This window comes from Nocardia sp. NPDC050378 (assembly GCF_040655675.1).
Classification (GTDB): Bacteria; Actinomycetota; Actinomycetes; order Mycobacteriales; family Mycobacteriaceae; genus Nocardia; species Nocardia coubleae.
The window spans coordinates 204,798-230,531 of sequence record NZ_JBFAKI010000009.1; the positions used below are offsets into that span (position 1 = coordinate 204,798).

Annotated in this window: 24 protein-coding genes and 1 pseudogene; 14 read left to right on the forward strand and 11 right to left on the reverse strand. The window is 68.6% G+C overall.

Annotated features, from left to right (window positions below):
* Positions 1-2: 2 nt before the first annotated feature.
* Genes AB0I35_RS21285 through AB0I35_RS21305 form a run of 5 tightly spaced genes read left to right on the forward strand, consistent with a single transcriptional unit; the run spans position 3 to position 6,111 of the window.
* Positions 3-1,373 (forward strand): O-antigen ligase family protein, encoded by a 1,371-nt coding sequence (locus AB0I35_RS21285; protein WP_357397871.1) that lies wholly within the window; start codon positions 3-5, stop codon positions 1,371-1,373.
* Positions 1,370-2,428, forward strand: coding sequence for a glycosyltransferase family 1 protein (locus tag AB0I35_RS21290; protein ID WP_357397872.1), 1,059 nt, complete (start codon positions 1,370-1,372; stop codon positions 2,426-2,428). Before AB0I35_RS21285 ends, AB0I35_RS21290 begins: the two co-directional genes overlap by 4 nt.
* The gene (locus AB0I35_RS21295) at positions 2,425-3,951 is read left to right on the forward strand and encodes an oligosaccharide flippase family protein (RefSeq protein WP_357397873.1); all 1,527 of its coding nucleotides are present in this window, start codon (positions 2,425-2,427) and stop codon (positions 3,949-3,951) included. The genes AB0I35_RS21290 and AB0I35_RS21295 overlap by 4 nt, the downstream gene beginning before the upstream one ends.
* Positions 3,948-5,018: a beta-xylosidase gene (locus AB0I35_RS21300; protein WP_357397874.1), complete on the forward strand. Its 1,071-nt coding sequence runs from the start codon at positions 3,948-3,950 to the stop codon at positions 5,016-5,018. The genes AB0I35_RS21295 and AB0I35_RS21300 overlap by 4 nt, the downstream gene beginning before the upstream one ends.
* The gene (locus AB0I35_RS21305; protein WP_357397875.1) at positions 5,005-6,111 is read left to right on the forward strand and encodes a glycosyltransferase family 4 protein; all 1,107 of its coding nucleotides are present in this window, start codon (positions 5,005-5,007) and stop codon (positions 6,109-6,111) included. Before AB0I35_RS21300 ends, AB0I35_RS21305 begins: the two co-directional genes overlap by 14 nt.
* On the opposite strand, the gene AB0I35_RS21310 is transcribed toward AB0I35_RS21305, so the two are convergent.
* Positions 6,108-7,187 carry a methyltransferase domain-containing protein gene (locus AB0I35_RS21310; RefSeq protein ID WP_357397877.1) on the reverse strand — a complete coding sequence of 360 codons (1,080 nt, stop codon included), beginning with the start codon at positions 7,185-7,187 and terminating at the stop codon, positions 6,108-6,110. The two genes, AB0I35_RS21305 and AB0I35_RS21310, sit on opposite strands and share 4 nt — an antisense overlap.
* 14 nt (positions 7,188-7,201) lie before the next feature.
* Between AB0I35_RS21310 and rfbC the strand changes: the two genes are divergently transcribed.
* Positions 7,202-7,765 (forward strand): dTDP-4-dehydrorhamnose 3,5-epimerase, encoded by a 564-nt coding sequence (gene rfbC / locus AB0I35_RS21315; protein WP_357397878.1) that lies wholly within the window; start codon positions 7,202-7,204, stop codon positions 7,763-7,765.
* Here rfbC and AB0I35_RS21320 read toward each other — a convergent pair.
* The 4 genes from AB0I35_RS21320 to AB0I35_RS21335 are packed head-to-tail and all read right to left on the reverse strand — an operon-like array spanning position 7,743 to position 11,441.
* A complete protein-coding gene (locus AB0I35_RS21320; protein ID WP_357397931.1) occupies positions 7,743-8,777 on the reverse strand; it encodes an SDR family oxidoreductase in 1,035 nt (344 codons plus the stop codon). The two genes, rfbC and AB0I35_RS21320, sit on opposite strands and share 23 nt — an antisense overlap.
* Positions 8,778-8,779: 2 nt before the next feature.
* Entirely contained in the window at positions 8,780-9,430 is a 651-nt protein-coding gene (locus AB0I35_RS21325; RefSeq protein ID WP_357397880.1) for a PIG-L deacetylase family protein, read from the reverse strand.
* Positions 9,427-10,203 (reverse strand): glucose-1-phosphate cytidylyltransferase, encoded by a 777-nt coding sequence (locus AB0I35_RS21330; protein ID WP_357397881.1) that lies wholly within the window; start codon positions 10,201-10,203, stop codon positions 9,427-9,429. Before AB0I35_RS21330 ends, AB0I35_RS21325 begins: the two co-directional genes overlap by 4 nt.
* The gene (locus tag AB0I35_RS21335; RefSeq protein WP_357397933.1) at positions 10,200-11,441 is read right to left on the reverse strand and encodes a class I SAM-dependent methyltransferase; all 1,242 of its coding nucleotides are present in this window, start codon (positions 11,439-11,441) and stop codon (positions 10,200-10,202) included. Before AB0I35_RS21335 ends, AB0I35_RS21330 begins: the two co-directional genes overlap by 4 nt.
* Positions 11,442-11,927: 486 nt before the next feature.
* On the opposite strand from AB0I35_RS21335, the gene AB0I35_RS21340 reads away from it, so the two are divergent.
* Positions 11,928-13,424: a sugar transferase gene (locus tag AB0I35_RS21340; RefSeq protein ID WP_357397883.1), complete on the forward strand. Its 1,497-nt coding sequence runs from the start codon at positions 11,928-11,930 to the stop codon at positions 13,422-13,424.
* Between the two features lie 35 nt (positions 13,425-13,459).
* Here the strand turns inward: AB0I35_RS21340 and AB0I35_RS21345 are convergent, their stop codons facing one another.
* From AB0I35_RS21345 to AB0I35_RS21355, 3 genes are read right to left on the reverse strand one after another with little or no spacing between them, the layout of a single operon-like run.
* A complete protein-coding gene (locus AB0I35_RS21345) occupies positions 13,460-15,091 on the reverse strand; it encodes an ABC transporter permease (RefSeq protein ID WP_357397885.1) in 1,632 nt (543 codons plus the stop codon).
* Positions 15,088-16,005, reverse strand: coding sequence for an ABC transporter ATP-binding protein (locus AB0I35_RS21350; protein WP_357397886.1), 918 nt, complete (start codon positions 16,003-16,005; stop codon positions 15,088-15,090). The genes AB0I35_RS21345 and AB0I35_RS21350 overlap by 4 nt, the downstream gene beginning before the upstream one ends.
* A 2-nt stretch (positions 16,006-16,007) precedes the next feature.
* Positions 16,008-16,655, reverse strand: a complete 648-nt coding sequence (locus tag AB0I35_RS21355) for a TetR family transcriptional regulator (RefSeq protein ID WP_357397887.1) — start codon at positions 16,653-16,655, stop codon at positions 16,008-16,010.
* Between the two features lie 101 nt (positions 16,656-16,756).
* Here AB0I35_RS21355 and AB0I35_RS21360 point away from each other — a divergent pair, with 101 nt between their 5' ends.
* Positions 16,757-18,688 carry an acyl-CoA dehydrogenase gene (locus tag AB0I35_RS21360; protein WP_357397888.1) on the forward strand — a complete coding sequence of 644 codons (1,932 nt, stop codon included), beginning with the start codon at positions 16,757-16,759 and terminating at the stop codon, positions 18,686-18,688.
* On the opposite strand, the gene AB0I35_RS21365 is transcribed toward AB0I35_RS21360, so the two are convergent.
* From AB0I35_RS21365 to AB0I35_RS21375, 3 genes are all read right to left on the reverse strand, one after another.
* Entirely contained in the window at positions 18,603-19,253 is a 651-nt protein-coding gene (locus AB0I35_RS21365; protein ID WP_357397889.1) for a phosphatase PAP2 family protein, read from the reverse strand. The genes AB0I35_RS21360 and AB0I35_RS21365 overlap by 86 nt on opposite strands.
* A 22-nt stretch (positions 19,254-19,275) precedes the next feature.
* On the reverse strand, positions 19,276-20,157 hold the full coding sequence (locus AB0I35_RS21370; protein ID WP_357397890.1) for a nuclease-related domain-containing protein: 882 nt from the start codon (positions 20,155-20,157) through the stop codon (positions 19,276-19,278).
* A 132-nt stretch (positions 20,158-20,289) separates the two neighbouring features.
* Positions 20,290-21,687, reverse strand: coding sequence for a DUF2252 domain-containing protein (locus AB0I35_RS21375; protein WP_357397891.1), 1,398 nt, complete (start codon positions 21,685-21,687; stop codon positions 20,290-20,292).
* 122 nt (positions 21,688-21,809) lie between these two features.
* Between AB0I35_RS21375 and AB0I35_RS21380 the strand changes: the two genes are divergently transcribed.
* The 6 genes and pseudogenes from AB0I35_RS21380 to AB0I35_RS21405 all read left to right on the forward strand — a co-directional run.
* Positions 21,810-22,445: a CDP-alcohol phosphatidyltransferase family protein gene (locus tag AB0I35_RS21380; RefSeq protein WP_357397893.1), complete on the forward strand. Its 636-nt coding sequence runs from the start codon at positions 21,810-21,812 to the stop codon at positions 22,443-22,445.
* Positions 22,446-22,487: 42 nt separating this feature from the next.
* The gene (gene gcvH, locus AB0I35_RS21385; RefSeq protein ID WP_067488684.1) at positions 22,488-22,886 is read left to right on the forward strand and encodes a glycine cleavage system protein GcvH; all 399 of its coding nucleotides are present in this window, start codon (positions 22,488-22,490) and stop codon (positions 22,884-22,886) included.
* A gap of 108 nt (positions 22,887-22,994) precedes the next feature.
* Entirely contained in the window at positions 22,995-23,480 is a 486-nt protein-coding gene (locus AB0I35_RS21390; protein WP_067488683.1) for an FHA domain-containing protein, read from the forward strand.
* Between the two features lie 70 nt (positions 23,481-23,550).
* Positions 23,551-24,306 (forward strand): MerR family transcriptional regulator, encoded by a 756-nt coding sequence (locus AB0I35_RS21395; protein ID WP_357397894.1) that lies wholly within the window; start codon positions 23,551-23,553, stop codon positions 24,304-24,306.
* 150 nt (positions 24,307-24,456) lie between these two features.
* Positions 24,457-24,930 (forward strand): bifunctional nuclease family protein, encoded by a 474-nt coding sequence (locus AB0I35_RS21400; protein ID WP_067488679.1) that lies wholly within the window; start codon positions 24,457-24,459, stop codon positions 24,928-24,930.
* A gap of 191 nt (positions 24,931-25,121) precedes the next feature.
* Positions 25,122-25,655: pseudogene (locus AB0I35_RS21405) on the forward strand (MerR family transcriptional regulator); the annotation flags it as partial.
* Positions 25,656-25,734: the final 79 nt, after the last annotated feature.

Genomic DNA, 25,734 nt, shown 5'->3' on the forward strand with positions numbered 1-25,734 from the left:
CGATGAGCTCGCTGCTGTACCTGGCCGCCGTCCCGGTGGGCTGGGTCTTCCTGCGCTGGATTCGTTTCCGGCCCCAGCGCGGGGTGCTGCTGGTGGCGGCGCTCGTCCCGTTCAACGGTCTGCTCGAGATCGCTCCGGGCTGGATGCAGGTGGCGGGCTGGAAAGAGGCGCTGCTGTGTCTGACGCTGGCCGTGGCGCTGTTCGTTCCGCACCGGCTGACCGAGCCGCGCCCGACGCTGCCGTGGGTGCCCTTCGGTGCCGCGCTGTGCGTGTTCGGTGTGGTGTCGGCGTTCGTCACGGCCGGAACGCTCGGCCTGTTCGCCATCAAGATCACGTTCTTCTACTTCGTCGTGGTCCCGCTGATCCTCTACCTGCGGCCCTTCACCCCCCGCGACCGCGATCTGCTGGTGACGATCATGATGGTCGAGTCGGTGGGTATCGCGTTGTTCGGCCTGGCCCAACAGGTGATCGGCGGTGCCGGGCTGGCGAAGATGGGCTACGAGTACAACGAGACGATCCGCTTCGCCGGTGGTCTGCTCCGCTCCTTCAGCACGTTCAATCAGCCGTTCCCCTACGCCTTCTATCTGGTGACGGTGTTGCTGGTGGGCGGTTCGGTGGCGCTGGCCGATCCTCGGCGCGCGCGCAATCGGATGTTCATGATGGCCACCCCGATCCTGGTGCTCGGCGCCGCCGCGAGCGTGGTGCGGGCGGCGCTGGCCGGCTTGCTCGTCGGGGCGTTGCTGCTGGCGGTCGTGCGGTATCGCCGTCAGCTGATGCCGGTGATCCTCGGGTCCGTCGCGGTGGTCGTCGTCGGCGGGATCGCGGTGTCCTCGCAGGCCAGTAGTTCGCTGTTCTCCTCGTCGAGCCTGGCCGACCGCAGCACCGGCTGGAACACCGTGATGCGCACCGTCGGCAGCCATCCCTTCGGTGACGGACTCGGCTCCACCGGTGCGGCCGCGGCGCGGCTGCTCGTCGAGGAACTAGGGCCGATGGCGGGGGAGATGCCGTACGCCACCGGCGAGGTCCAGATCTACGGGCGTCCCTATCAACCCGACAACTACTACGTGAAGCTGCTCATCGAGCTCGGGCCGATCGGGGTGTGGCTGTTCTGCGCCATCCTCGTCGCGATCTTCCTGCTCGCGTTTCACGGTGCCCGTGCGCTGCGCGGACCGGATTCGGCCCTGGCACTCGGTGTCGCGGCGTCGGTGCTCGCCAGCGCGGTAGCGGCGGTGGCCTCCAGCTACTTCGAGATCTTTCCGACCGACTTCTATTTCTGGCTGCTCGCCGCGGTCGTCGGGTGTGCCGTCACGCAGCGCCGACCCGAGCCGGTGTCCGCCGCGCCGGACCCAGTCCCCGAACAGGTGCCGTCATGAATGAATCCTCCAGTAGCGCGGTATTGTTCGGGGCGCTGGCGTTCCGGCCGAACGGTGCGGGCGTCGCCACTTACCAGCGCGAACTGCTGGCGAGGATGGCCGGGCTGATGCCGGGAACCGCGCTGTCGGCGCTCGTCCAGGCCGATGCCGCGCCCGTGCTGCCCCAGGGCATCGCCCCGGTGACGCGACCGGTCGCGGCGGGGGCGCGCCGGGCCTGGCACGGCATCGCCCCGCAGCGCGGTGCCGACGTCTTCCACGGACTCGATGTCGACATCCCGCTCACCGGTCCGAGGGCCACGGTCAGCACCGTGCACGACCTGTCGGTGTTCGACGTGCCGTGGGCGTTCAGCCGCTACCGGGCCCGCGGCGAGCAATTGCTGCTGCGGATGTCGCTGTCCCGCGCCGACCTGCTCATCGCCGTCTCCGAATTCACCGCCGAGCGCATCGCGGACCGCTTCGGACGCGAGGCCGTCGTCGTCCCGCTCGCCCCGGCCGCCTGGGCCACGGCGCCCGACGAGGCAGCCGTGGACCGGGTGCGCGCCCGGTACGCGCTCCCGCCACGCTTCGTGCTGCAAGTCGGCACCGTCGAACCACGTAAACAGGTCGCGATGCTGGCGCAGGTGGCGGGCGACCTCGACATCCCGCTCGTGCTGGCGGGCGCCGGATCCGACGGCCCGCAGGCACCGCCCTCGGCGATCGGGCTCGGCTACGTGGACCTCGCCGACCTGCCCGCCCTCTACGCGGCCGCGACCGTGGTCGCCTACTGCTCGGAATACGAGGGCTTCGGGCTGCCGCCGGTGGAGGCGATGGCCTGCGGTGGCGCGGTCGTCGCCAGCGCGGTCGGCGCGCTACCGCAGGTCTGCGGTGACGGTGCGGTCCTGGTCGAGGGCGCGAACCCCGAGGCGTGGGTTCGGGCGATGCGTCCGCTGCTGCACGACGAGGCCACCAACCGGGAACTGCGCGACCGTGGCCTGGTCGCGATGACGAAACTGAGCTGGCAGGCCACCGCCGAGGCCACCGTCGCCGCCTATCGCACGGCGGGACTGCTGCCGTGAGCGAGCAGACCGCCGCCATCGACGAGCAAGCCGCGAGCAGGCGCCGCGCCCGATCGGGTCGCGCGGCGGCCAACAACACCGCCGCCATGCTGGCCGCCCGGATCTTCGCCGCCGCGCTCGGCCTGCTCGGCACCACCCTCATCGCGCGGTCGCTGCCGACGGTCGAATGGGGCTACTTCTCCTTCGTTTTCGGGCTGCTCGGCATGCTGGCGATCGTCACCGACCTGGGTGTCGGGCGGGCGGTCATCGGCAAACTCGTGCACGGCGACCCCACCGAGGCCTCCGAGGTGGCCGCCTCGTTCATCGTGCTGCGCACCGTTCTCGGCCTGGTCGGCTACGGCCTCGCCATCGGCTATGTCCTCGTGATGCGGTGTCCCACACCGGTTGTCGCGGCCACAGCGCTGGCCGGGCTGGTGGTGGTCATCGCCACCCCGAGCCACGCGCTGACCATCCTGTTCCAGTCGACGATGCGCCTGACCCTGGTGGCCGCCGCCGAATCCCTCGCGCGCTGCGTCCAATTGGCGCTCACGGTCGCCGCGGTGCTGTGGGCGCCGACGCTGCTGTGGGTCGTGGTGCCTGCCATCGCCTACGAGGTCGTGGCGGTCGCGGTGAAGATCGTCGCGGTGGCCCGCGGCCTCGGCGGACCCGTTCCCGCGCGGCGCGTCGAGCTGCGCTGGTGGGGGCCGATGTTGCGCGAGGCGCTGCCGCTGAGCATCGGTCTGGCGCTCATCATCATGTTGCAGAAGGTCGGGCTGCTGTTGCTCGGGCACGCCGACAGCTTCGAAGCCGTCGGCCTGTTCGCCGTCGGCATGAAGTTCGCCGACCTGCTCGACACCGCCGCCGTCTCGGTCGTCGCGCCACTGACGACCCTGCTGATCGCGCTGTGGCCCGACGACCCACCCCGCTTCCGGCGCTACTTCCGGCAGGCGAACGTCGCGCTGATCGCCCTCGGTCTGCTCGCCCTCGTGGCTTTCTGGCCGGTCGCGGGCCAGGTGATCGGGTTGCTGTTCGGCGAGAACTTCGTCGAGGCGGCGGACGCGGGCCGCATCCAGGTGGCAGCCGGTCTGCTGGGCGCCGTCGCGAATCTCGGCCTGGTCGCGCTCATGGCGACCGGACGCAACACCCTGATCCCGTGGATCGCCGCGCTGGCGCTCGCGGTGAACCTCGGCGTCGCGTGGCCGTTGATCGATCGGATGTCGTACGAGGGCGCCGCGATCGCCGGGTTGATCGCCCAGGTGGTGCTGCTGATCGCGGTGTGGACCGCGGTGCTCGCGACGGTACGGCTGCGGCGGCTGCTCCCGATCACGACGGTGGCCGCGCTCACCGGTGTCGCCGTCGCCGTCGTGGTCGCCGCGAGCCTGGCCCAACGGCACTGGGCGCCCCCGTGGATTCTCACCTGCGCTGCGGCCTGCCTGATATACGTTCTCATCGCCGGAAGCATCATGCGAAGGACCGAGGGATTGACCATACGAAGCTTGCGAGGACCGGAAACCGATGACCTTGCGAGGACCGGAAACCGATGACACTGTGGCGAATCGCTCGGGCGGGACTGACCGCCGTGGTCGTCATGGCGACAGTCCTCGGGTGCGCACCGGAGCCGACGGCGAGCACTGAACCCGTGACGCCCGGCGGTCTCGGCATCTCGGGCGGACACACCTGGCTGCAGCTCGACGCCGCGGAACTGGACCGGCAGATGGGCATCGTGGCGCGGACCGGCGCCACCTGGGTGCGGATCGACATCGACTGGTCGGTCATCGAACCCGTTCGCGGCGAACAGGATTGGTCGGCGACCGACCGCGCCGTGCGGGCCGCGCGCGCCCACAATCTTTCGGTGCTGGCGATCCTGACCTACGCGCCCGCCTGGGCCGGCCCGCACGGCGGTGACGGCGGCAGCAAAACCGCACCGCAACCGGTGTTGTTCGGGCGGTTCGTCGGTGACGCCGTGGATCACTATCGCGACCAGATCTCGCACTGGGAGGTCTGGAACGAGCCCAACGTGACCGCGTTCTTCGCGCCGAAGCCCGATGTCGCCACCTACGCGCACCTGCTGCGCCAAGCCGCGCTCGCCGTGCGCGCTCGCCAGCCGCACGGGCAGATCATCGTCGGCGGCCTGGCTCCTGCCACCGACGACGGCCGTGACATCGCCCCCGCCACCTTCGTCGAGGCGCTCTACGCCATCGGCGCCGCTCCCGACTTCGACGCCGTCGCCGTGCACCCGTACTCGTATCCCGAACTGCCGGAATCGCAGAGCTGGTACAACGCCTTCGGCAACCTCATGCGGATCCGGCGCATCATGGACGCCAACCATGACACCACGATGCAGCTGTGGCCCACCGAATTCGGTGCGCCGACCGGTTCCGGTGCGCGCGCCGTGAGCGAGGACGTGCAGGCCCAGATCATCGATCAGGGACTCGGCATGGTCGCCGCCATCCACGACGTCGGCCCCGTATTCGTCTACTCGCTGGTCGACGCGGGCGCCGACCCGCACGACCTCGAGGACAACTTCGGGCTGCTGCGCCGCGACTACTCCGAGAAACCGGCGGTGACCGTGGTGCGCAACCACGCGGAGGTGCTGCGTGCCGGGCGCTGATCGGGACCTGCTGTTCGTCGCCCACAGCGCGCAGGCCTCGGGTGCGGAGAAGGTGATGCTGGATCTGATCGAGGTGGCTGTCGCGCGCGGGTACCGGGTGCGGGTGGCGTGTCCGGTCGGCGCGCTCAGCCGGCGGCTGCCCGGCCCGGTGGGGCATGTGGCGATTCCGGAACTCGGCTTGTCGGGTCAGCAGGGCGGTGCCCGGTTCGTGGCGGCACTGGTGATGCTGTGGCACTGGGTGCTGGCTGCCGCCGCGTTGCGGAAGGCCGCGCGCGGTGGCCGGGCGCGGCTGGTGGTGAACTCGACGATGGCCCTGCCCGCCGTGGCGATGTCGGTGCCCCGGCGCCGTGACACGGTCTGGTTGGTACACGACATCCTGGCCAGCAGAAGGCAATTCGCAGTGGCGCGGATCGGTCGGGTGGCGCCGGCACGGGCCGTCGCGGTGTCCGAACGGGCGGCGGCCCCGGTGCGTGCGCTCGGGATCGAGACCGAGGTGGCCTGGCTCGGGGTGCCGTGGCCGGTCGAGCCCGCACCCATGCTGGATCGCTCGCACCCCGTGGTCGGCATCCTCGGAGTGATCACCGAGTGGAAGGGCCACCATGTGCTGCTGGAAGCCGTCGCGGCACTGCCCGAAGTGAGCGTCGAGATCGCGGGAAAGGCCCTGCCCGGCGACGAACCGTACCTGGGGCGACTCCGCGACCGCGCCGCCCAGCCCGACCTCGCCGGCCGCGTGCGCTTCCTCGGCCACGTCGACCCTCTGCCCACCATCCGAGGCTGGGACGTCCTCGTTTCGGCCAGTGTCCTCCCCGAAGCGGGACCACTGGTGGTGCTCGAGGCGATGAGCGTCGGCGTCCCCGTCGTCGCCACCGACCACGGCGGCAACGTGAGTTCGGAGGTGGCGGTGTGCGTCCGCCCCGACGACCCGGCAGCACTGCGCGATGCACTGCGCCGGACCGTCGACGACCACGACCTGCGCGCCCGGCTCCGCGCGGCCGGCCTGGCGAAGATCGCCACCGTGCACGACCGCTCCCGCACCCGCCCGCACATGTTCGAAACAGTTGTCGGCGAACATGACCGGACCCTGACCGGCTAGTCGGCCTTTCGGGGGCCATTGGGGTCGTCGACGAACCAGCGGTCGTCGAGTTGGGGGAGGGACGTCCGGACTTCGGGGAGGAGGTCGGGGAGCGTGAGCAGGACGGCGTCGGGTTCGGCCGCCACCAGGTCGGTGGGGGAGATGATGGGGACGTCGGTTCCCGGCATGCGTCTGCCCTGTTTGCCGGGCGAGGCGTCGGCCACTCCGGCGAGGAGTTCACGGTGCGCGTCCGCCATCGCCAGGAGGGCGACGGCGCGGGAGGCGGCGCCGTAGGCGAAGGTCCGAAGACCTTGGGCGGCACGGTCTTCCAACCAGTCGTGGAGAGCGTCGACGTGGCGATCCACCACCTGCTGCAGTCCGCTCGCCGCCGCGAGGACCCGCTCCTCGGCGGCCAGCAACTCCTCGACCGCTCGGTCGGCGGGTTGCGAGCCATGACGCGCCGCCACCAGCACTGTGCCACCGTAGAGATCGAACTCCCATGCCGTCACGATGCTCATCCCCGCCGCGGCCAGCAGGGTGCGCAAGGAAGCGAGGGAGTAATAAGCGAAATGGCCGTGCCGCAACGCATTCCATTGTCCCTGCGCGACGATGGCGGCCAGCGAATGGAACTGTACGAGCAGCACGCCCGCAGGCGCGGTCGCGGCGGCGCGGGCGGCGAAGGCGGCGCGCTGGTCGGGTTCGTGCATGATGCCGAAACAGTCGAGGACGACATCGGCGGGGCCGGTGGCTTCGGTGAAACCGGGCAGTGGCAACCAGGTGCCGCCGTGCGGACTGCCGAACTCGGTCACGGTCGCGCCGACGAGCAGACCGGCCGCACGTACCCGCCTGATCGCGTCGGCCGCCTGATCGCGCAGCGCCCGCGGTTCGATCCCGCGCGGTTCGGCGGTGACGGTGTCGTCGTCGGCGAGCTGCGCCAGCCCGCACGCCGCGCACCGGTCCATCCGCAGCGGATGCCCGGACTCGGTCGGCCGCACCGGGGAATCGCGAGGCGGGAAGTGGTCGGCGGCGGGCACCGTGCCCAGGTCGAGCAGGGTGCGCAGCGCGGTGTCACCGCAACCTCGGCAGCGGCGGGTCATGGCAGGATGTCCTCGTGCGTATCGAAACGACCGAACTGGCCGACGTGGTTGTGCTCGTCCCCGAGCCGCTCCGCGACGACCGCGGCCTGTTCACCCGCACCTTCGACGCCGAAGAATTCGATGCCCACCTCGGAATCGACGGTGCCGCAGCGACATTCGTCCAGGACTCGCAGTCGCGGTCGAAGCGCGGGGTGATCAGGGGTATGCACGGGCGCGGCGGTCGTGGCGAAGCCAAACTGGTGCGTTGCGCGCACGGCGCGGTGCACGACGTGCTCGTCGACATCCGCCCCGGCTCGCCCACCTTCGGTGCGCGGCAAGCCTTCCGTCTCGACGACGAGTTGTTCCATCACCTGTACGTGCCGCCGGGCTTCCTGCACGGTTTCCAGGCGCTCACCGAGGTCGCTGACGTGTGCTACCGCATCGACCGCCCACACGACCCCGCCGAAGATCTCGGGGTCGCCTACGACGACCCCGACCTCGACATCGACTGGCCGCTGCCGGTGACCGTGGTCTCCGACCGCGACGCGCGCGCGGGCAGCTGGGCGCGGCTGCGCGCTACGCTGACGCCCGCGCACTGATCCGGCGCAACCGCTCGTCGAGCACACCCGCCTCACACAGCCCACGCAGGTGCGGCAGCCGGGTGAAACGCTGGAAGAACGCCTCGGACGTGAGTCCCCGCGTGGTGTATTCGGTGAACAGCTCCTCGGCGCCCGCGGGCACCGTCCACTTCGCCTCGAAGCCGAGAACCTCGCGCGCGGCCGAGAAGTCGACCCGGTACGAGCGCGGATCGGCACCGCTCTCGCCGGTGATCACCAATCGCGAACCGGGAACCGCGTCCACCACGGCCCCCGCGATCTCGGCGACGGTGAGGTTGTTGACCTCGGTGCCGATATTGAACGCGCGGCACGAGACGTCGGCCGCGGGCGCGGTCAGGCACATCGCGAACGCGGTCGCGATATCCGCGGCATGCACCAGCGGGCGCCACGGTGTGCCGTCGGAGAGCACCTTCACCTCACCGGTGAGCACCGCGTACCCGACCAGGTTGTTGAGCACGATATCGGCACGCAGCCGCGGCGAGAACCCGAAAGCCGTTGCGTTGCGCAGGAATACCGGGACGAAGTCGCTGTCGGCCAGCGCCGCCACATCGTCTTCGACCCGCACCTTGCTCTCGGCGTAGGGCGTGATCGGGCGCAGCGGCGCCTGTTCGGTGACCAGCTCCTCACCCGCCGCGCCGTACACCGAACACGTGGAGGCGTACAGGAACCGGCGCACGCCGGCTTCCTTGGCCAGCCGCGCCAACCGGACCGAGGCGTAATGATTGATGTCGTAGGTGATTTCGGGCGCCAGCGCGCCGAGCGGATCGTTGGACAGGGCCGCCAGGTGGATCACCGCGTCGAACCCGCGCAACTGCTCGACCGTCACCTCCCGCAGATCCACGGCGAGTCCCGCCGGATCACCGGCGAATTCGCCCAGCACACACTCGGCGAAATACCCGATGTCCAGACCCGCGACCTCATGGCCCGCTGCCTGCAGCATCGGAACCATCACTGTGCCGAGGTACCCCTGATGCCCGGTGACAAGTACCCGCATGTTCACCTCTGTTCCCATCTGATGATCGCTTTGTCGAGCACGAACGCCTCGGCATACGGCGCGTGACACTGCACGCCACGCATCCGGGCCAACCCGAGGAAGGCCTGTTCGTCGAACCAGTCCCGGCCCGCCTGCGACGGATAGTGCTGGTGCAGCAATCGCGACTTGCGGTGCAGCAGTTCGGCATCCATCGGGTGGTACAGCGTCGGCGCCGGAGTGTCGGTCTCCCACTTGAGGATCTCGTAGCCGAGGATCAGGTGGTCACGGAACTCGGTGGGCACCAACTCGGCGAGCAACCGGTGATCCTGGTGAGCGTCACCGCGATGCGGCGCGAACACCACCTCCGGTTCACCGCCGCGGCGGAACGCGGCGAGCGCGTCCTTGATCCGGTCCCAGTGCGCCGGCGCGCGCCCGTCCGGCACGTCGAGCACCTCGAGCTGGGGTTTCGTCCCGGAACAGAACGCTGTGAGGGCCGCGCGCTCCTCGTCCTCGCGCGCGGTGCCCCCGCCGGAGAGCACCAGTGCCCGCACCTCGACCTCGGGGTCGGCGGCGGTGAGCGCGAGCAGGGTGGCACCCATACCGATGGCGATGTCGTCACAGTGCGCGCCGAGCACCGCGATCCGCTTCGGCGGACGGGTGAACAAACCGATCACGCCGACTCCCACACCATCCACGGCCGCGAACCGTTGCGGTAGGCGTCGTCGAGTTCGGCGCGCTCCTTGAACGTGTCGGCGGGCTTCCAGAAACCCAGGTGTCGATAGCCGAAGAGACGACCCTGCCCGGCCAGCGTGCCGCACGCGTCGGCGACCAGGTCGCCCCCGGGCGGCAGCAGATCGAAGATCTCCTGGCTGAGCACGAAGAATCCGCCGTTCTCCCACAGCGGCATCCGCGCCACCGGCATGATGTCCTTCACCTCGCCGCTGTCGGTGATGTTGACACAGTGGAACGACGACTGCGGGGGAACGACCATCATCGACGCCGCCGCCCCCGAGGCGTGGAAACGCTCGATCATGGTGTCCAGCGGTGCGTCGGTGAGCACGTCGGCGTAATTGGCCAGGAAGAACTCGTCACCGTCGAGATGCTCACGCACCCGGCGCAAACGTTCACCGATCGCCGACTCCACCCCGGTGTCGACGAAGGTGATCGACCAGTCGCTGATATCGGCGCCGAGCAGTTCGACCTGTCCGTCGCGGATGACGAAGTCGTTGGACGCCGTCTCCTGGTAGGTGAGGAAGAAGTTCTTGATGTGTTCGGCGCCGTAGCCCAGGCACAGCACGAACTCCTTGTGCCCGAAGTGCGCGTAGTACCGCATCACGTGCCACAGCAGCGGGCGCGGACCGACCAGCTGCATCGGCTTGGGCACGATGTCGTCGGACCCGCCGCGCATGCGCATGCCGTACCCGCCGCAGAACAACACGACCTTCATCGATTCACTTTCGTTTCCAGCTCGCCGCGGTGCAGCACCGGCAGCGGGTAGACCAGTTCGCCGCCCCATTCGCCCACGTGGCGCAGCTGTGCGCTGATCTCGGTTTCGAGGTTCCAGGGCAGCACGAGCACAACGTCGGGCCGGTCCGCGTCGATGCGCTCCGGCGGATGGATCGGGATGCGAGTGCCAGGGGTGTAGCGCCCGTGTTTGTAGGGGTTGCGGTCGACGGTGTACTCGAGCAGGTCGGGTCGGATGCCGCAGTAGTTGAGCAGGGTGTTGCCCTTGCCGGGAGCACCGTAGCCGACGACCCGCTTACCCTGCGCACGGCAGTCGAGCAGGAAGCGCAGCAACTCCTGGCGCACCGCCTCCGCGCGCGGCGCCAGGCCCAGATATCCGGCGGGGGTGTGCAGCCCGGCTTCGCGTTCGAGGTCGAGCACCTCGGCGACTCGCGGACCCGGCTCGGCGACGGCGTCCGGACGCGCCCACAGCCGCAGCGAACCGCCGTGGGTGTCGAGCAACTCCACGTCCACGACCGTCAGGCCGCCCACCGCGAGCGCGCGCTGCGCCGAATGCACGGTGTAGTACTGGAAATGCTCGTGATAGATGGTGTCGAACTGGCTGTGGCGCACCAGGTTCAGCGCGTGGTGCACCTCGATGCTCAGCCAGCCGTCGTCGCTGAGCAGGGTGCGCAGCGCCCGGGTGAAACCGCGCAGATCGGGGATATGGGCGTAGACGTTGTTGGCGACGACCAGATCGGCCGGTCCGTGCTCGGCCCGCACCCGTGCGGCCGAATCCTCGTGCAGGAACGTGGTTTCCGTCGGCACACCGACCGCGCGGGCGGCGGCACCGACATTGACCGACGGCTCGATGCCGAGACACGGGATCCCGTGCGCCACCGCGTGCCGCAGCAGATACCCGTCGTTGCTCGCCACCTCGACGACCAACGATTCGGCACCGAGTCCGAGACGCCGCACCGCGGTGTCGACGAAGTCCTCGGCATGACGCACCCAGCTGTCGGAGAACGACGAGAAATAGGCGTACTCGGTGAACGTGTCCTCGGGGGTGATCAGCGCCGGGATCTGCAACAGCAGGCATTGTTCGCACAGCCGCAGATGCAGCGGATAGGTCATTTCGGGTGACTCGAGCCGCTCGCTGTCGAGGAAGCTCTCACACGCCGGGGTGGCGCCCAGGTCGAGCACACTCGTGAGCTGCCCGGAATCACACAGCCGACATCGCAACGGGTCCACCTTCATCAGACGCGAGAATTGTCGCGGCCGATGCCGGACATGCCGGACTTCGGTCCTGCGGGATGAGACGTTACAGCGCGGCCCAGAATATAGCCGCCGGAAAATGTTGCGACCTGGGAAACACCGTGGGGTCCATATCGGGGATCAGGCCAGGTGAATCCGGGATCGGCTAATTTCCGGCGAAGATGACCATTCCTCCGATAGTTGTGATGTCAAACACTCGGGAAATCGGTTTTCCTGCCTTCATATCGAAATGCCATGGACTTCCGGTGATCTCGTCCACCGCTCGCCATACTCCTGGGCTAATCTCTGGATCGCGTTGTGGCGCTTGCGCTTCGATGTGGAGGAATTTCGGCGATGTGTAACGATCGTCCCACGGGTTTCGAATCGAGGGGCGTAGCGGTCATCGCAGTGGTCGCGTTCTGGTCGCCGGCGATCGGAAGGGTTCGACTCCCGATAGGGGAGGTGTGTCGGTTCATGAGCTACGAGCTCACCAGTAGTGGCGAGATGGATGCCGTCACCGGCGTGCACGCGGTGCGCGACTTGCGACGGGAAAGCTGGCAGACCGCGTTCGTGCGGCGCCTGGTCGTCACCGATGCCGTCGCTGTCGTTGGTGCCGTCGGTACGGCGCAGGTGCTGCGGTTCGACGGACCCGTCGACTCGACGCTGGCCTGGCCCTTGCCGTACGACATCGGCTACTCCGCGGTGTCACTCGCCCTGGCGCTCGGCTGGCTCGCGCTCTTGCACGGGTACGGCACCCGCGCACCCCAGGTGATCGGCACCGGCAGCGAGGAATTCCGCAGGCTGGTCTCGGCGAGCCTGCGCCTGTTCGGTGTGCTCGCCATCCTCGCGCTGCTGTTCCGCATCGAATTCGCCCGTGGCTACCTGGCCATCGCCCTGCCCGCCGGGCTGTTCGGCCTGATCGCCGGGCGACTGGCCTGGCGCCGGCAGTTGCGCAGCCTGCGGGCCGAGGGTCGCTGCCACACCGCGGTGCTCGTCGTCGGCTCGCCCGAAGCCGCGCACGCCATGGCTACGGCATTCACCGACGACCCGGCCTCCGGATACCGGGTGGTCGGGGTGTGCGTGCCGACCGGGTCGGGGGAGCGGGTCGAAACCCTCGGCGGCGCATCGGTTCTCGGTGACGACCGCTCCGTACTCGAGGCCGTGCGCCGCAGCGGGGCGGATTCGGTGGCCGTGGCCGCCACCGACCATCTTGGTCCGGCCGAATTACGGCGCATGGCATGGGAACTCGACCCGCTCGGCGTCGACCTGATCGTGGCACCGGGTGTCGTGGACATCGCCGGTGTGCGCCTCAACCACCGGCTGGTGGCCGGGATGCCGATGCTGCACATCGACCGCCCACGCTACGGGCGGGCCAAGTCCACTCGTAAGGCGCTGTTCGACTTCTGTTTCGCGGCCATGGTGGTGCTGCTCAGCGCACCGGTGCTGCTCGCCATCGCGCTGGCGGTGAAGCTGAGCAGCCCCGGCCCGGTGTTCTACCTGTCGGAGCGGATCGGTCGCGACGGCGTGCCGTTCCGGATGATCAAATTCCGCAGTATGCGCCCGGATGCCGACACCGCCGTCGACGAGCTCATCGCCGAGCACGGCGGAAACCCGGTGTTCTTCAAGGTCAAAGACGATCCCCGGGTGACACCCGTCGGCCGCTTCCTGCGCAAATACAGTCTCGACGAGCTGCCCCAGTTCTTCAATGTGCTGCGCGGTGAGATGAGCGTGGTCGGGCCGAGGCCGCAGGTGCAGCGTGAGGTCGACACCTACGACGGCGAGATGCGCAGGCGGCTGCTGGTGAAGCCGGGGCTCACCGGGCTGTGGCAGGTGAGTGGACGCTCGGATCTGTCACCGGAGGATTCGGTGCGCCTCGACCTGTCGTACGTGGAGAACTGGTCGATGGTGCTGGACGTCGCCCTCATCGCACGAACCATCGGGGTGGTCACCCGGGGCGAGGGTGCCTACTGAGCCGGTGCGCCGAACACGCACCGGCCCAGTCCGTTTCAGCGCAGATCGCGGCGACGGTAGGCGAACAAGCCCACGGCGATGCCGGTTCCCGCGACCGCGAGCAACCAGGCGATCGGGGTGGCGGTGAACTCCGCACCCGGCAGCTTCGGTGGATGCACGAACGGCACGAGATCGAGCACCCACTGCGGGAAGCTGCCCAGTGAGCCGAGCAGGAACCCGACGACCATCGCGCTCAACACGCCCCAGCTCAGCGGCGCGAACCGGGGCACGGCGCCGACGAGCAGCACCGCGACGGCGGTGACCACCCACACGGCGGGCAATTGCACGGCCGCCGCGGCGAGCGCCTGGCCGATCTTGCTTCCGGGATCACCACCGGTCGCGCCCCAGACCACACCGATCGCCAGTCCGGCGGCCAGCAGGCCCACTGCCGGTCCTGCGAGCGCGAACAGCAGATGGCTGCCCGCGTACCGGAGCCGGCCGACAGCGGCCGCCAGCACGCTTTCGGTGCGACCGGTGTTCTCCTCTTCGTGCAGTCGCAGCACGGCCGAGACCGAGTAGGCCGCAGCGGCGGCCGCGAGCATCGCGATCGCGTAGGCGATGAACGACTTCTCCAGATCGTCCGAACCGCCGAGCGAGGTGATGACATCACGCAGCGATTCGCTGCCGTCGAGCATGTCGCCGATGCCCGTCACCGCGCCACCGATGAGCAGACCGTAGAGGGCGAACCCGGTCGTCCACGCGAGCAGCGACCCGCGCTGCAGCCGCCAGGCCAGCCCGAACGGTCCCGACAGCGAGGTGCCCGCCGTAGCCGGTCCCGGTCGGTCGGCCAGCAGACCCGCGCCGAGGTCACGGGTGCGCAACAGCTGGTAGGCCAGCAGTGTCGCACCGGCACCGAGGACGAGCAGCGGCACGAGCACCCACCAGCGTTCCTGGGCGAAGGGCCGGATCTGCAGACACCAGCCGACCGGCGAAAACCACGTCAGCACACCGTTTCCCGCGTCACCGACGGCACGTACCGCGAACGCCGCACCCAGGGATCCCAGGGCGATGCCACGCGCGATCCTGGCACCCGTGCTCAGCTGCGCGGCGACCGCGGCCACCGCGCCCCAGACGACACCGGACCCGGCCAGTGCCGCACCGAACGCGACCGACCCGGCGAGGGGCAGATCTGTCGCCAGCAACGAAGCCGCACAGGCGATTCCGGCGATCGCCGACGCACCGTAGGTGAGCAGGAGCGCGCCGGTGAGGCCGGCGAACCGGCCGATCCTCGTCGCGCCGACCAGCTCCGCGCGCCCGGTCTCCTCCTCGACCCGGGTATGCCGGATCACGGTGAGCACGGCCGCGATCGCGATCAGCGCGTACATGGCCCCGGCCTTCCAGGTGCCGATCGACCCGAGGGCCGAACTGAAAACCGGGCCGTACATGGCGACCAGCGCGGGGCTGGCGGCCGTCGTCGTGGCGAAACTGTCGAGCTGTTCCTGGGTGGAGTAGAGATCCTTGATCGACACCACCTGGATCGCCGGCATCAGCCCGATCAGCAATGCCCACAGCGGGGCGACCACCCGGTCACGGCGCAGCGCGAGCCGCAGCATCTGACCGGTGCCGGTGAATTCGTCCGCGGCGCGCGATGTTCCGGTGAGGCGACCGGTGGCGGTGAGCGTGCTCATGCGCGCACCTTCTCGGGCTGATCGACGTGGTAGTGGCGCAGGAACAGGTCCTCCAGCGTCGGGGGAGTGCTGGTCAGGCTCCGGACGCCGGCGTCACCGAGTACCCGGATGAGCGCGCCCAGGTTGTCGGCGTCGACCTGGCAGCGCAGGGTCGAACCGTCACGCTCCACGTCGTCGACACCGGGTAGGGTGCTCAGATCGCCTGGGTCGCCGATCAATTCGGCCGTGATCGCGGTGCGGCTCAGGTGACGCAGTTCGTGCAGCGAACCGGATTCGACGGTGCGACCCGCGCGGATGATGGTCACCCGGTCGCACAGGTGCTCCACCTCCGAGAGGATGTGACTCGACAGCAGCACTGTCGCGCCGCGCGCGGCCGCGTCCCGCACACAGTCCTGAAAGACCTGCTCCATCAACGGATCCAGGCCCGACGTCGGTTCGTCGAGGATGAGCAGGTCGGCCTCGGCGGAGAACGCCGACACCAGCGCCACCTTCTGCCGGTTGCCCTTGGAATAGGTGCGCGCCTTCTTGGTCGGGTCGAGTTCGAAGCGCTCGATCAGCTCGGCTCGGCGCGTCTGGTCGAGGCCACCGCGCATGCGGGCGAGCAAGTCGATGGTTTCCCCGCCCGACAGCGAAGGCCACAGCGTGACATCGCCTGGCACATAAGCGATCCGCTCGTGCAGCGACACCGCGTCGGCCCACGGGTCACGGCCGAACAACTGCGCCGAACCGCCGGTCGCTCGGAGCACGCCGAGCAGAATGCGGATGGTGGTGGATTTGCCCGCACCGTTGGGTCCGAGGAACCCGTGGATCTCACCGGGCCCGACCTGTAGGTCGAGCCCGTCGAGAGCGGTGAAGCGACCGAAAGTTTTGCGCAGGTCGCGGGTTTCGACGACCTGCTGGGTGGGGGACGGCATTGCTACTCCTCGAGGAGAGAGTCGAGCAGAGACGGATCGGTCAGCATGCCCTGGGTGTAGAGCTCGACGGCCGGGAAGGTGAGTTCGGTGGACAGCTCGCGAATCGCCCTGCGGTAGTCGAGTTTTCCCTCGCGCTGACTACGCATCTGCAGATAGAGGTTCATGGCTCCGACATGGCAGAGCACCAGATAGCGGGCACGGGCCACGGGATCGTGGCTCGGTTTGATGCGGCCTTCGTCGACGGCGGTCTGGGTGTACTGCACGGCGTCGTCGATCATGTGCTCGAGCAGCGACTCGGCAAGCGGTCCGCCGGCCTGGAAGCTGCGCAGCATGTAGGCCACCAAGGGGGCGTAGATCTCGATCTCGGCCAACGCGTCGAGCATCCCGGTCGGACCGGTGGCGCGGATGGCCCGCAACTTCTCGTCGCGGATGATCTCGATCACTCGTTCGTCGCACGCCGCGCGCAGGCCGTCCTTGGACCCGAAGTGGTGATTGACCAAGCCCGGTGACACCCCGGCGGCGGTGGCGATGGCGCGCACGCCGACACCGAATCCCTGCTCTCCGAACAGGTCGATCGCGGCGTCACGGATACGCGCGGCCGTGCTCAGGTCGGTGGGGGATCCTTGCGAAAGGGGCTGTTGGTTAAACACATGTTCAATATACTAAACGAGTGTTCAATCGGTCCACAAGAGGGTGTGTGCCGGAGTTTCACCGCCGCCGGTACGTCGCCGACCGGGCTATGGTCGAAGGCATGGCTACCGGCACATCGACGACGGCAGAACACCTCCGCGCAGCGCTGGACGGACCGTGGCGCGCGGTCAGGGAACAGGCACGCACCCAGCTCACCGACGACCGCTTCACCGGGGATCCCGACCTCGATCTGAAGGACGCCCGCGCACGGGTGCTCGAGCAGATGCGGGTCATCGCGGGAATGGGGTACCCCGAGCGTGGGTTCCGCCCCGAGAACGGTGGCACCGGCGATCCGGGCGGCGCCGTCACCGGTCTCGAGATGCTGGCCTACGCCGACCTCTCGCTGTGGGTGAAATCCGGCGTCCAGTGGGGTCTGTTCGGCGGCGCGGTGGAGAACCTCGGCACCGAGCGGCACCGCGACTACATCAAGCGGCTCATCTCCCTCGACCTGCTCGGCTGCTTCGCGATGACCGAGTCCGGGCACGGCAGCGATGTGGCGGTGCTCGAGACAACGGCCACCTATGACCCGGCCACGCAGGAATTCGTGATCCACACCCCGACGCCGTCGGCGCGCAAGGACTACATCGGTGGCGCCGCCGAGCACGCCCGGATGGCGGCGGTGTTCGCCCAGCTCGTCACCGAGGGCAAGAACCAGGGCGTGCACTGCTTCTTGGTGCCCATCCGCGACGAGAACGGCGCCGACCTGCCCGGCGTCACCACCTCCGACGACGGCCGCAAGGGCGGTCTGCCCGGTGTCGACAACGGCCGCATCGTGTTCGACAACGTGCGCATCCCGCGCGAGAACCTGCTCAACCGCTACGCCGATGTCGCGCCGGACGGCACCTACAGCTCCGAGATCGAGAACCCCAGCAGGCGCTTCTTCACGACGCTCGGCACGCTGGTGCGCGGTCGGGTGAGCGTCGGTGGCGCCGCCGCGGCGGGTGCGCGCGTGGCGCTGAGCATCGCGGTGCGCTACGCCCTGGCCCGGCGTCAGTTCGCCGACCCCGACACCGGTGCGGAGACCCTGCTGCTCGACTACCGCAGCCACCAGCGCAGGCTGCTGCCGCTGGTGGCGAAGTCGTTCGCGCTGGCCTTCGCGCAGAACGACCTGGTGCGCCGGATGGACCTGGTCCAGCGCGGCGCCGAGATCGAGCCCGGTGCGCAGCGTTCGCTGGAGAAGCGCGCCGCGGGTCTGAAGGTCGCCCAGACCCGGCACGCCACGCGCGCCATCCAGGAATGCCGCGAAGCCTGCGGCGGCGCCGGGTATCTCACCGAGAATCGTCTCGTGACGCTCAAGGCCGACACCGACGTGTTCACCACCTTCGAGGGCGACAACGTGGTCCTCACCCAGCTGGTCGCCAAGGAACTGCTCACCGCCTACGCCGACGAGGTCCGCGACCTGGACGCACTCGGCTGGGTGCGCTTCGCCGCGACGATGGCGGGCGACGTGGTTCGCCGCAATACCGGTGTGCGCCAGCTCATTCAGACGTTGCGCGACCGCAACGACGAATCGGTCGACGAGGGTGACCTGTCCAAGCGCGACGTGCAGCTGCAGTTGTTCGCCGACCGTGAGGACTACCTGCTGCGCACCGCCGCGCACCGGCTGCGTGCCCGCGCCGAGGACACCGGCCCGTTCGAGGCGTTCAACAACGCCCAGGACCACATCCTCGCCGCAGGCACCGCCCACATCGACCGGCTGGTGCTCGAGGAATTCGTCGACGGGATCGCCGCCATCGAGGACCCCGATGCCAGGGCGCTGGCCGAAACCGTCTGCGACCTCTACGTGTATTCCTCGCTGGAGGAGAACCTGGCCTGGTACATCATGCACCGGTTCATGTCGGTGGAGCGGGCCAAAGCGGTTCGGCGCGGGGTGAACGAGCTCGTCGACCGGCTGCGTCCCGAGGCTCTCACGCTGGTGGAGGCGATGGGTGTGCCGGAGTCGATGCTGCGGGCCGAGATGTTGCACGACGCCAGCGTTTTCGACCGCAGCTGACAGCCCACACCCCCGCCACGGCGAGGGTGACCGCTGCCGCCGCGCCACCGAAGACATCGGTGGCGTGGTGGTAGCCTCGCTCGATCATCCCCAGGGTGACCGGGACGAGCATCAGCGCGGTGAGCGCGACGACCACGAGCCGGGCCCGGGCGCTCGTCACCAGACACGCGAATTTCGTTGTGACTGCGACCAAGTGGACCGTGTGGCCGCTCGGGTAGGCGAGATAGTCGTGTAACTGCCTGTCCCATAATGGTTTCAACAACCACGTATTGATCAGTACCGCGACCTCGGGGACGACGAGCATCGTCACCGCGCGCCACCACTGACGGCGCACCAGGAACCAGCAGCAAAACCCCAGCAACAGGATCAGCACAGTCGAACTGTTGCTCGGCGACACCAGAATCGAACCCCACTCCGGGGAGAGCGAACGCTCCACCGGCTCGGCGACCGCGCGGTCGATATCGGTCGCCCCATCGTCGGCCGGAAACGTCAGTGGAATCAGTGTGGTGACGCTCGCGCAGGCCGCGAGAACGGTCGTGCGCGCTGCCTGGCCGGGGTGGATCACGGCCCCGACGATAGCGCCCGGCTCAGGCGGGTCCGTAGGTGAGCACGGCGGTCACCACGAACCACAGCACCCACACGATCGCGATGACCATCCCGATGGCCAGCACGATCCGCAGGAACGCGCGCCCGAAATCGAGATCGCCGCCCACGCGGGGATACAGCTTCCACGGGCTGTACCAGGGCGCGACGAGACCGCGCCGCGATTGCGCCTCCTGCTCGAGCCGTGCCTGCTCCTCCGCGTACGCCTCGGCCTGGGCCTGAGTGGGCCCACCGTGCCACAGCGTCACATCGATCGGCCCGAGGAATCCCTCGTTGAGCAGATCCTGCGGGGCGGGCAGGTACGGCAGGATTCCGAGGCCACGGAACGCGATGGCGATGTCGTTGGCCGTCCACCGGTTGTGTTCCTTCTCGGCGAGCACCTCGAAATACTGCTCGAGCCGGTAGGGATCGTCGGTGACGACCACGTCGAAACTCGGGTCGTGCCATCCCTGATGGATGTCGATATCGGCGCCGGGCTGCGGCACGATCAGGCCGAGTCCGTGCACCGCACGCTGCCCGAGCCCCCGCGCGGCAAGGTAGTCCTGCAGCGCGAAGGTGTGCTCCCTCGAGCGTTCCAGCGGCGTCGACTTCTCACCACCGGCGAACTGCGCGAGTTCACCGGAGACCATCCACGGGCCGTTGAGCGGGATCTCGAGGACACCGTGCTGGGTGGCGGTGAACGTTTCGGCTTCGATCACCACACAGCTGGTCGGCGTCCACACCACCGCGTCGAACTGGTGCAGGCGATCGTTGTGGAACAGGCTGCAGTTGATGGTGGCGACACCGTGCGGACTCGCCGGGTCCTTCCAGGTGCGCAGCCAATTGATCAGTGCCCGCTCGGCATCGGTGCCTGCCGCATTCTGCACGCGCACGAGCATGGAGGTCCGCCCTTCTTGGTCGGTGGCGCCGCAAGCCGAGAACCGTTGGCGTACATCGTAGCTCGCCGGCGTGCCGATGCCGGTCAGGATGCGGCGGGCGCCCGGTCGGCGCCGCGCGGCTCAGCTGGGTTCGGCGGCGATCTTGCCGGCCTCGACGGCGGCGACGAGCTGCGCGTGATCGGCTTCGGTGCGGTCGGCGTAGCGCACCGCGAAGCGTGCCACGGCCTCCTCGAAACGGTCGTCGTCGGCACCGTCGCCGTCCAGATATCCGGCCAGCGTGCGCGGATCGAGCGAGCGCGCGTGCGCCCGCGCCAGCAGCGCACCCGCCAGCCTGCCGTAGTCGTCGAGATCGTCGGCGGACAACTCGGCCGGGTCGATGGCGCCCTTGAAGTTGCGGAACTGACGCACGATGAACGGCAGCGGCGTGTCGAACTCGATGGTCGTCCAGCCGAGCAGGATGTCGGTATCGGACTGCACGCTGCGCGCCCCGGCGACGATGCGTTCACCCTCGTGCCGGTGCGTGGTCGCGGGTAGGAACGGCGCGAGCGCGGACGGCCTGGCCTGTTTGGCCTGCAGCACCAGTGACTCGCCGTCGTTGCCGTGCAGCAGTACCACGTAGCTGTGCAGCCCCACGCTACCGGTGCCGACGATCCGGAACGCGACATCGGAGACCGCGAACCGCGACAGCAGCGTGCGCCGCGACTCCCGGATGGTGCCCGCGTAGCGTTCCAGCCCGTCGATCACCGCCTCGCGGACCCGCTCGTCGACCGCGGTGAGGACCGGCGGATCGCTGATGAAGCAATGCTTGCGGATGCCGGTCTCGTGATCGTCGATGTGCTCGGTGAGTTTCGCGACCACTTTCGCGCTGGTGTTCTTGCGCGCCTTCTTGGCGGCCTTCTTGAAGTTGTCGTGCAGGTCCTGGGCCTTGGCCTTGGTGAGAATCGACTCGTCGTGCAGATCGGTCCAGGACTGCAGGAACGGCAGCTCGGCGAGCCCGGCGACGGTCCGGCGGTAGGAGGCCGCGGCGTCGCGGGCCGCGCGCAGGCAGTCGTCGGCGTCGGCACCGCTCTCGCGTCCGGCCAGGACGAGGCTCGCGGCGAGGCGTTCGAGATCCCATTCCCACGGCCCGAGGATCGTCTCGTCGAAATCGTTGATATCCATCACGATCTCGCCCCGCTGGGTGCCGTAGAGACCGAAGTTGGCGGCGTGCGCGTCGCCACAGACCTGGGCGGGCAGACCGCTGTCCGGGCCGGCCGCGAGATCGGCGGCCATCAGGCCCGCCGCGCCGCGGAAGAAGCTGAACGGTGAGGCCGCCATCCTGCCGATGCGCAACGGGATCAGGTGTTCCAGCCTGCCCTGGTTGCTGGCCTCGACGAACTCGAGCACCCCCGGTCGGTCGGGGCTCTCGGCCGGGCGATCGCGCTCGGTCACCGGCACCTTCGCGGCGGCGGCACGGCCACGGGCGCGGGCCTGCTCGGGGGAGACGGAGGAGCGCAGATCGATACCACTGTCGGACACGACTGTCGAGGTTAGCGGTTCCGCGGCCGGACAGCGCCGCGACCGATCACCCGCCACGAAATGGGCGCGGGTTTCGGCGTGGCCGGATGGCGCGTCGGGGGGTCGGTGCGGTATGCAGGGGCGTGGCAACCGAATCGGGAACGCCTGGCACGAGCGACACCGACGGCGGTGGCGTGTTCAGCGACCGCATCCTGACCGTGCCCAACGCCCTGAGCGTGCTCCGCCTCATCGGCATCCCCGTCTTCCTGTGGTTGATGCTGGTCGCACACGCCGACGGCTGGGCCTTCGCCCTGCTGATCGCCAGCGGCTTCACCGATTTCCTGGACGGCAAACTGGCCAGACTGCTCGATCAGTCCTCACGCCTCGGCGCCCTGCTCGACCCGTTCGTCGACCGCCTGTATCTGCTGACGACACTGGCCGCCTTCGTCCTGCGCGACCTGATTCCGTGGTGGCTGGCAGTGATCTTGATCGCTCGCGACCTTGTTCTCACCGTGACCCTGTCGGTGTACAAACGCCGTGAGCTGCCCGCGCCGGAAGTGATCTACCTGGGCAAAGCGGCGACCTTCGCGCTGATGTCGGGTCTGCCGTGGCTGCTCACCGGGGAAATGGATTGGGTGGGGGCGGGTTTCGGCTGGGCCTTCGGTTGGGCACTGTTGATCTGGGGCACCGCACTGTACGTGTGGACCGGGGTGCTCTACGCGGGTCTGGCGGTCGCGGTCGCACGATCGATACCGCCTGTGCCGCACCGAGGGAGCTAGCCGTTACTGTTGCGTGCAACGTTCACGACGAAAGGACGTCCTGTGACCCGGACCCCTGAGGATCTGCACTACACCGAGGAGCACGAATGGGTGCGGCGGACCAGCCCGACAGCGGTCCGTGTCGGTATCACCGACTACGCGCAGTCACAGCTCGGTGACGTGGTGTTCGTCCAGCTGCCCGACGCCGACGCCGACGTCACGGCGGGCGAGAGCATCGCCGAGGTCGAATCGACCAAGAGCGTGTCCGACATCTACGCCCCGCTCAGCGGCAAAGTCGTTGCGGTGAACGAGGATCTGGTCCAGGCCCCGGAGACGCTCAACAGCGACCCGTACGAGGCGGGCTGGTTGTTCGAGCTCGCCTTCGACGACGCGGCGAGCCTGGACGCGGCGCTCGCCGAACTGCTGGATGCGGCGGGTTATCAAGGAGTTATCGGGGGCTGACGCAGCCTTCACAGTTCTCCCTGCACGGGCACGCCCCGGCAGGGTACGGTCAATGCCGAAGACAGCACCTGCTTGCATGGATAATCAGGTTCGAGGAGGAGAGAAACGGTGAGCGAGAACAGGGACCCGGGTTACGGGGAGACCGCGGCCGAGACGACATCGGTCTTCCGCGCGGATTTCCTCAACGAGGTCGATTCGTCGCGCTCCGGAGAGCCGGCCGGCGAACAGCCGGTGCAGGGCGTCGAGGGCCTGCCGGTCGGTGCCGCCCTCCTGGTGGTCAAGCGAGGCCCGAACGCGGGTTCGCGCTTTCTGCTCGACCAGCCGACCACGTCGGCCGGTCGCCACCCCGACAGTGACATCTTTCTCGACGACGTCACCGTCAGCCGTCGGCACGCCGAGTTCCGGCAGGACGACGACTCGTTCCAGGTGGTGGATGTGGGCAGCCTCAACGGCACCTACGTCAATCGGGAGCCGGTGGACTCCTCGGAGCTGCAGAACGGCGACGAAGTCCAGATCGGCAAGTTCCGGCTGGTCTTCCTGACGGGGCCGCGCGCGCAGGCCACCGAGTCGTCGACGGGCGCGGGTTCGCGATGACCCGTCCGGTGCTGGTGCTCGCGAAGGGCGCAGTGCTGTGACCGGGGCGGCGCAGTGGGCGCGCGGAGGGATGTCGATCGGCTCCGTGCTCGACCTGCTGCGACCAGATTTTCCCGACATCACCATCTCCAAGATCAGGTTCCTCGAATCGGAGGGCCTGATCCGGCCGGAACGGACACCGTCGGGATACCGGCGGTTCTCGGTGGCCGACTACGAACGGCTGCGTTTCGTGCTCACCGCACAGCGCGATCAGTACCTGCCGTTGAAGGTGATCAAGGAGCAGTTGGAAGCGATCGACAGCGGTGCTGCGACGTTGGGTGTGCGTGAGGCACGAGCTCGCGCGCACTCCCTGCGTGGCGTCAAGGAGTACACCGAGGACGACGCGCCCGCCGCGCCGCGCCGCCTCGGTGTCGTTCCGGGGGAGATCACGCCCGAAGAATTACGTTTCGATGTCGCGGTGCGGCTCACCCGCGCCGATCTGCTCGCCAAGGCGGGCATCGAGGAGCGTTTCCTCGACGACCTGCTCCGCGCCGGACTCATCGTCCCCGGGGCGGGTGGCTTCTTCGAAGCAGATGCGGTGACGCTGGCGCGTGCGGCCAAGGCGATGGCCGAATTCGGTTTGGAGGCACGGCATCTGCGTGCGTTCAAGCTGGCCGCCGACCGTGAGGCGGCGCTGGTCGCCCAGATCGCCGCACCGATCGCGAAGAGCCGCGACGCCGATGCGCGGGCCCGCGCCGAGGAAACAGTTCGCGAATTGGCCGCGTTGTCGCTGAACCTGCATGCGGCACTGGTGAAAGCCGCAGTGCGTACGGCGCTCGGCAACTGAATTCGCCTAGACTCGTTGGTACCGAGCGGGGCAGCGGTCGTGCCGTCGGCGGCGAGTATGGGAGGCAGGGCATCGCATGAGAGGTCAGGGGCCGGAGGCGGCAGCGGAGCGTAACCACGGAGGCCGCCCGAGCATGCGAGGTGTGACAGCATGAGTGAGATGCGCGTTATCGGCATCCGTGTCGAGCAGCCACAGAACCAGCCCGTGCTGCTGCTGCGGGAGGCGGCGGGCGAGCGGTATCTGCCGATCTGGATCGGGCAGGCCGAGGCCACCGCGATCGTGCTCGAGCAGGAAGGGGTCACCCCCATCCGTCCGCTCACCCACGATTTGATCAAGATTCTCATCACCGAACTCGGACACACCCTCAAGGAAGTGCGGATCGTCGATCTGCAGGAGGGCACCTTCTACGCCGATCTGGTGTTCGACGGCGACCTGCGGGTCTCGGCCAGACCATCGGACTCGGTAGCCATCGCGTTGCGCGTGGGATGCCCGATCTTCGCCGAGGAGCCGGTGCTCGCCGAGGCCGGGCTGGTGATGCCCGACGAGCGCGAGGACGAGGTCGAGAAGTTCAAGGAGTTCCTCGACTCGGTGTCTCCCGACGATTTCAAGGCGACCGACAGCTAGCGCCGGACTATTTTCTGACCCTGAAGTAGAGGTCGAGGGAATCGCCGCTCACGGTGCTTGGTCCGATGACCGTATGGGTCCGACAATGACAGGAGTAACCTCGAAAGTCGGGCAACATCCGTCGTGACTCCGGTACTCGAGAACGTCGGCAGAGCAAGGAGCGGTCAGTGGAAGAGCAAACGCAGGATGTAGTGCAGCCTGGCTTGTTCCCGGACGACTCGGTTCCGGATGATCTGGTCGGTTACCGGGTGCCGAGCGCGTGTCAGGTCGCGGGAATCACCTACCGTCAGCTCGACTACTGGGCGCGGACCGGGTTGGTCGTCCCGTCGATCCGGGGCGCGGCGGGATCGGGGAGCCAGCGGCTGTACTCGTTCAAGGACATCCTTGTCCTCAAGATCGTGAAGCGTCTGCTGGACGCGGGCATCTCTTTACAGAACATCCGGATCGCCGTCGATCATCTGCGCAGTCGTGGCGTGGGCGATCTGGCCGGGATCACCCTGTTCTCCGACGGCACCTCGGTGTACGAATGCACCTCACCCGAGGAAGTCGTCGATTTACTGCAGGGCGGGCAGGGCGTCTTCGGAATCGCGGTCAGCGGCGCCATGCGGGAACTGACCGGCGCCATCGCGGACTTCCCCGCCGAACGAGCCACCGCCATCACCGACCGCCCGGAGGACGAGCTGTCCTACCGGCGCAAGGCCAGGGAGAACCGAAAAACCGGTTAGCGGTGCGCCGCTCTCGGGCGAACGCCCCGGAAGGTGCCGGGTCCAGTTCGCGCAGGAGCGGCGAGGACCCGGCATACAC

Excerpts from the sequence above, each read along its gene's own strand:
- AB0I35_RS21285 (WP_357397871.1), top strand. The coding sequence starts at position 3 with ATGAGCTCGCTGCTGTACCTGGCCGCCGTCCCGGTGGGCTGGGTCTTC.
- AB0I35_RS21290 (WP_357397872.1), top strand. The coding sequence starts at position 1,370 with ATGAATGAATCCTCCAGTAGCGCGGTATTGTTCGGGGCGCTGGCGTTC.
- AB0I35_RS21300 (WP_357397874.1), top strand. The coding sequence starts at position 3,948 with ATGACACTGTGGCGAATCGCTCGGGCGGGACTGACCGCCGTGGTCGTC.
- AB0I35_RS21310 (WP_357397877.1), bottom strand. The coding sequence starts at position 7,187 with ATGACCCGCCGCTGCCGAGGTTGCGGTGACACCGCGCTGCGCACCCTG.
- AB0I35_RS21320 (WP_357397931.1), bottom strand. The coding sequence starts at position 8,777 with ATGCGGGTACTTGTCACCGGGCATCAGGGGTACCTCGGCACAGTGATG.
- AB0I35_RS21330 (WP_357397881.1), bottom strand. The coding sequence starts at position 10,203 with ATGAAGGTCGTGTTGTTCTGCGGCGGGTACGGCATGCGCATGCGCGGC.
- AB0I35_RS21340 (WP_357397883.1), top strand. The coding sequence starts at position 11,928 with ATGAGCTACGAGCTCACCAGTAGTGGCGAGATGGATGCCGTCACCGGC.
- AB0I35_RS21345 (WP_357397885.1), bottom strand. The coding sequence starts at position 15,091 with ATGAGCACGCTCACCGCCACCGGTCGCCTCACCGGAACATCGCGCGCC.
- AB0I35_RS21350 (WP_357397886.1), bottom strand. The coding sequence starts at position 16,005 with ATGCCGTCCCCCACCCAGCAGGTCGTCGAAACCCGCGACCTGCGCAAA.
- AB0I35_RS21360 (WP_357397888.1), top strand. The coding sequence starts at position 16,757 with ATGGCTACCGGCACATCGACGACGGCAGAACACCTCCGCGCAGCGCTG.
- AB0I35_RS21395 (WP_357397894.1), top strand. The coding sequence starts at position 23,551 with ATGTCGATCGGCTCCGTGCTCGACCTGCTGCGACCAGATTTTCCCGAC.
- AB0I35_RS21400 (WP_067488679.1), top strand. The coding sequence starts at position 24,457 with ATGAGTGAGATGCGCGTTATCGGCATCCGTGTCGAGCAGCCACAGAAC.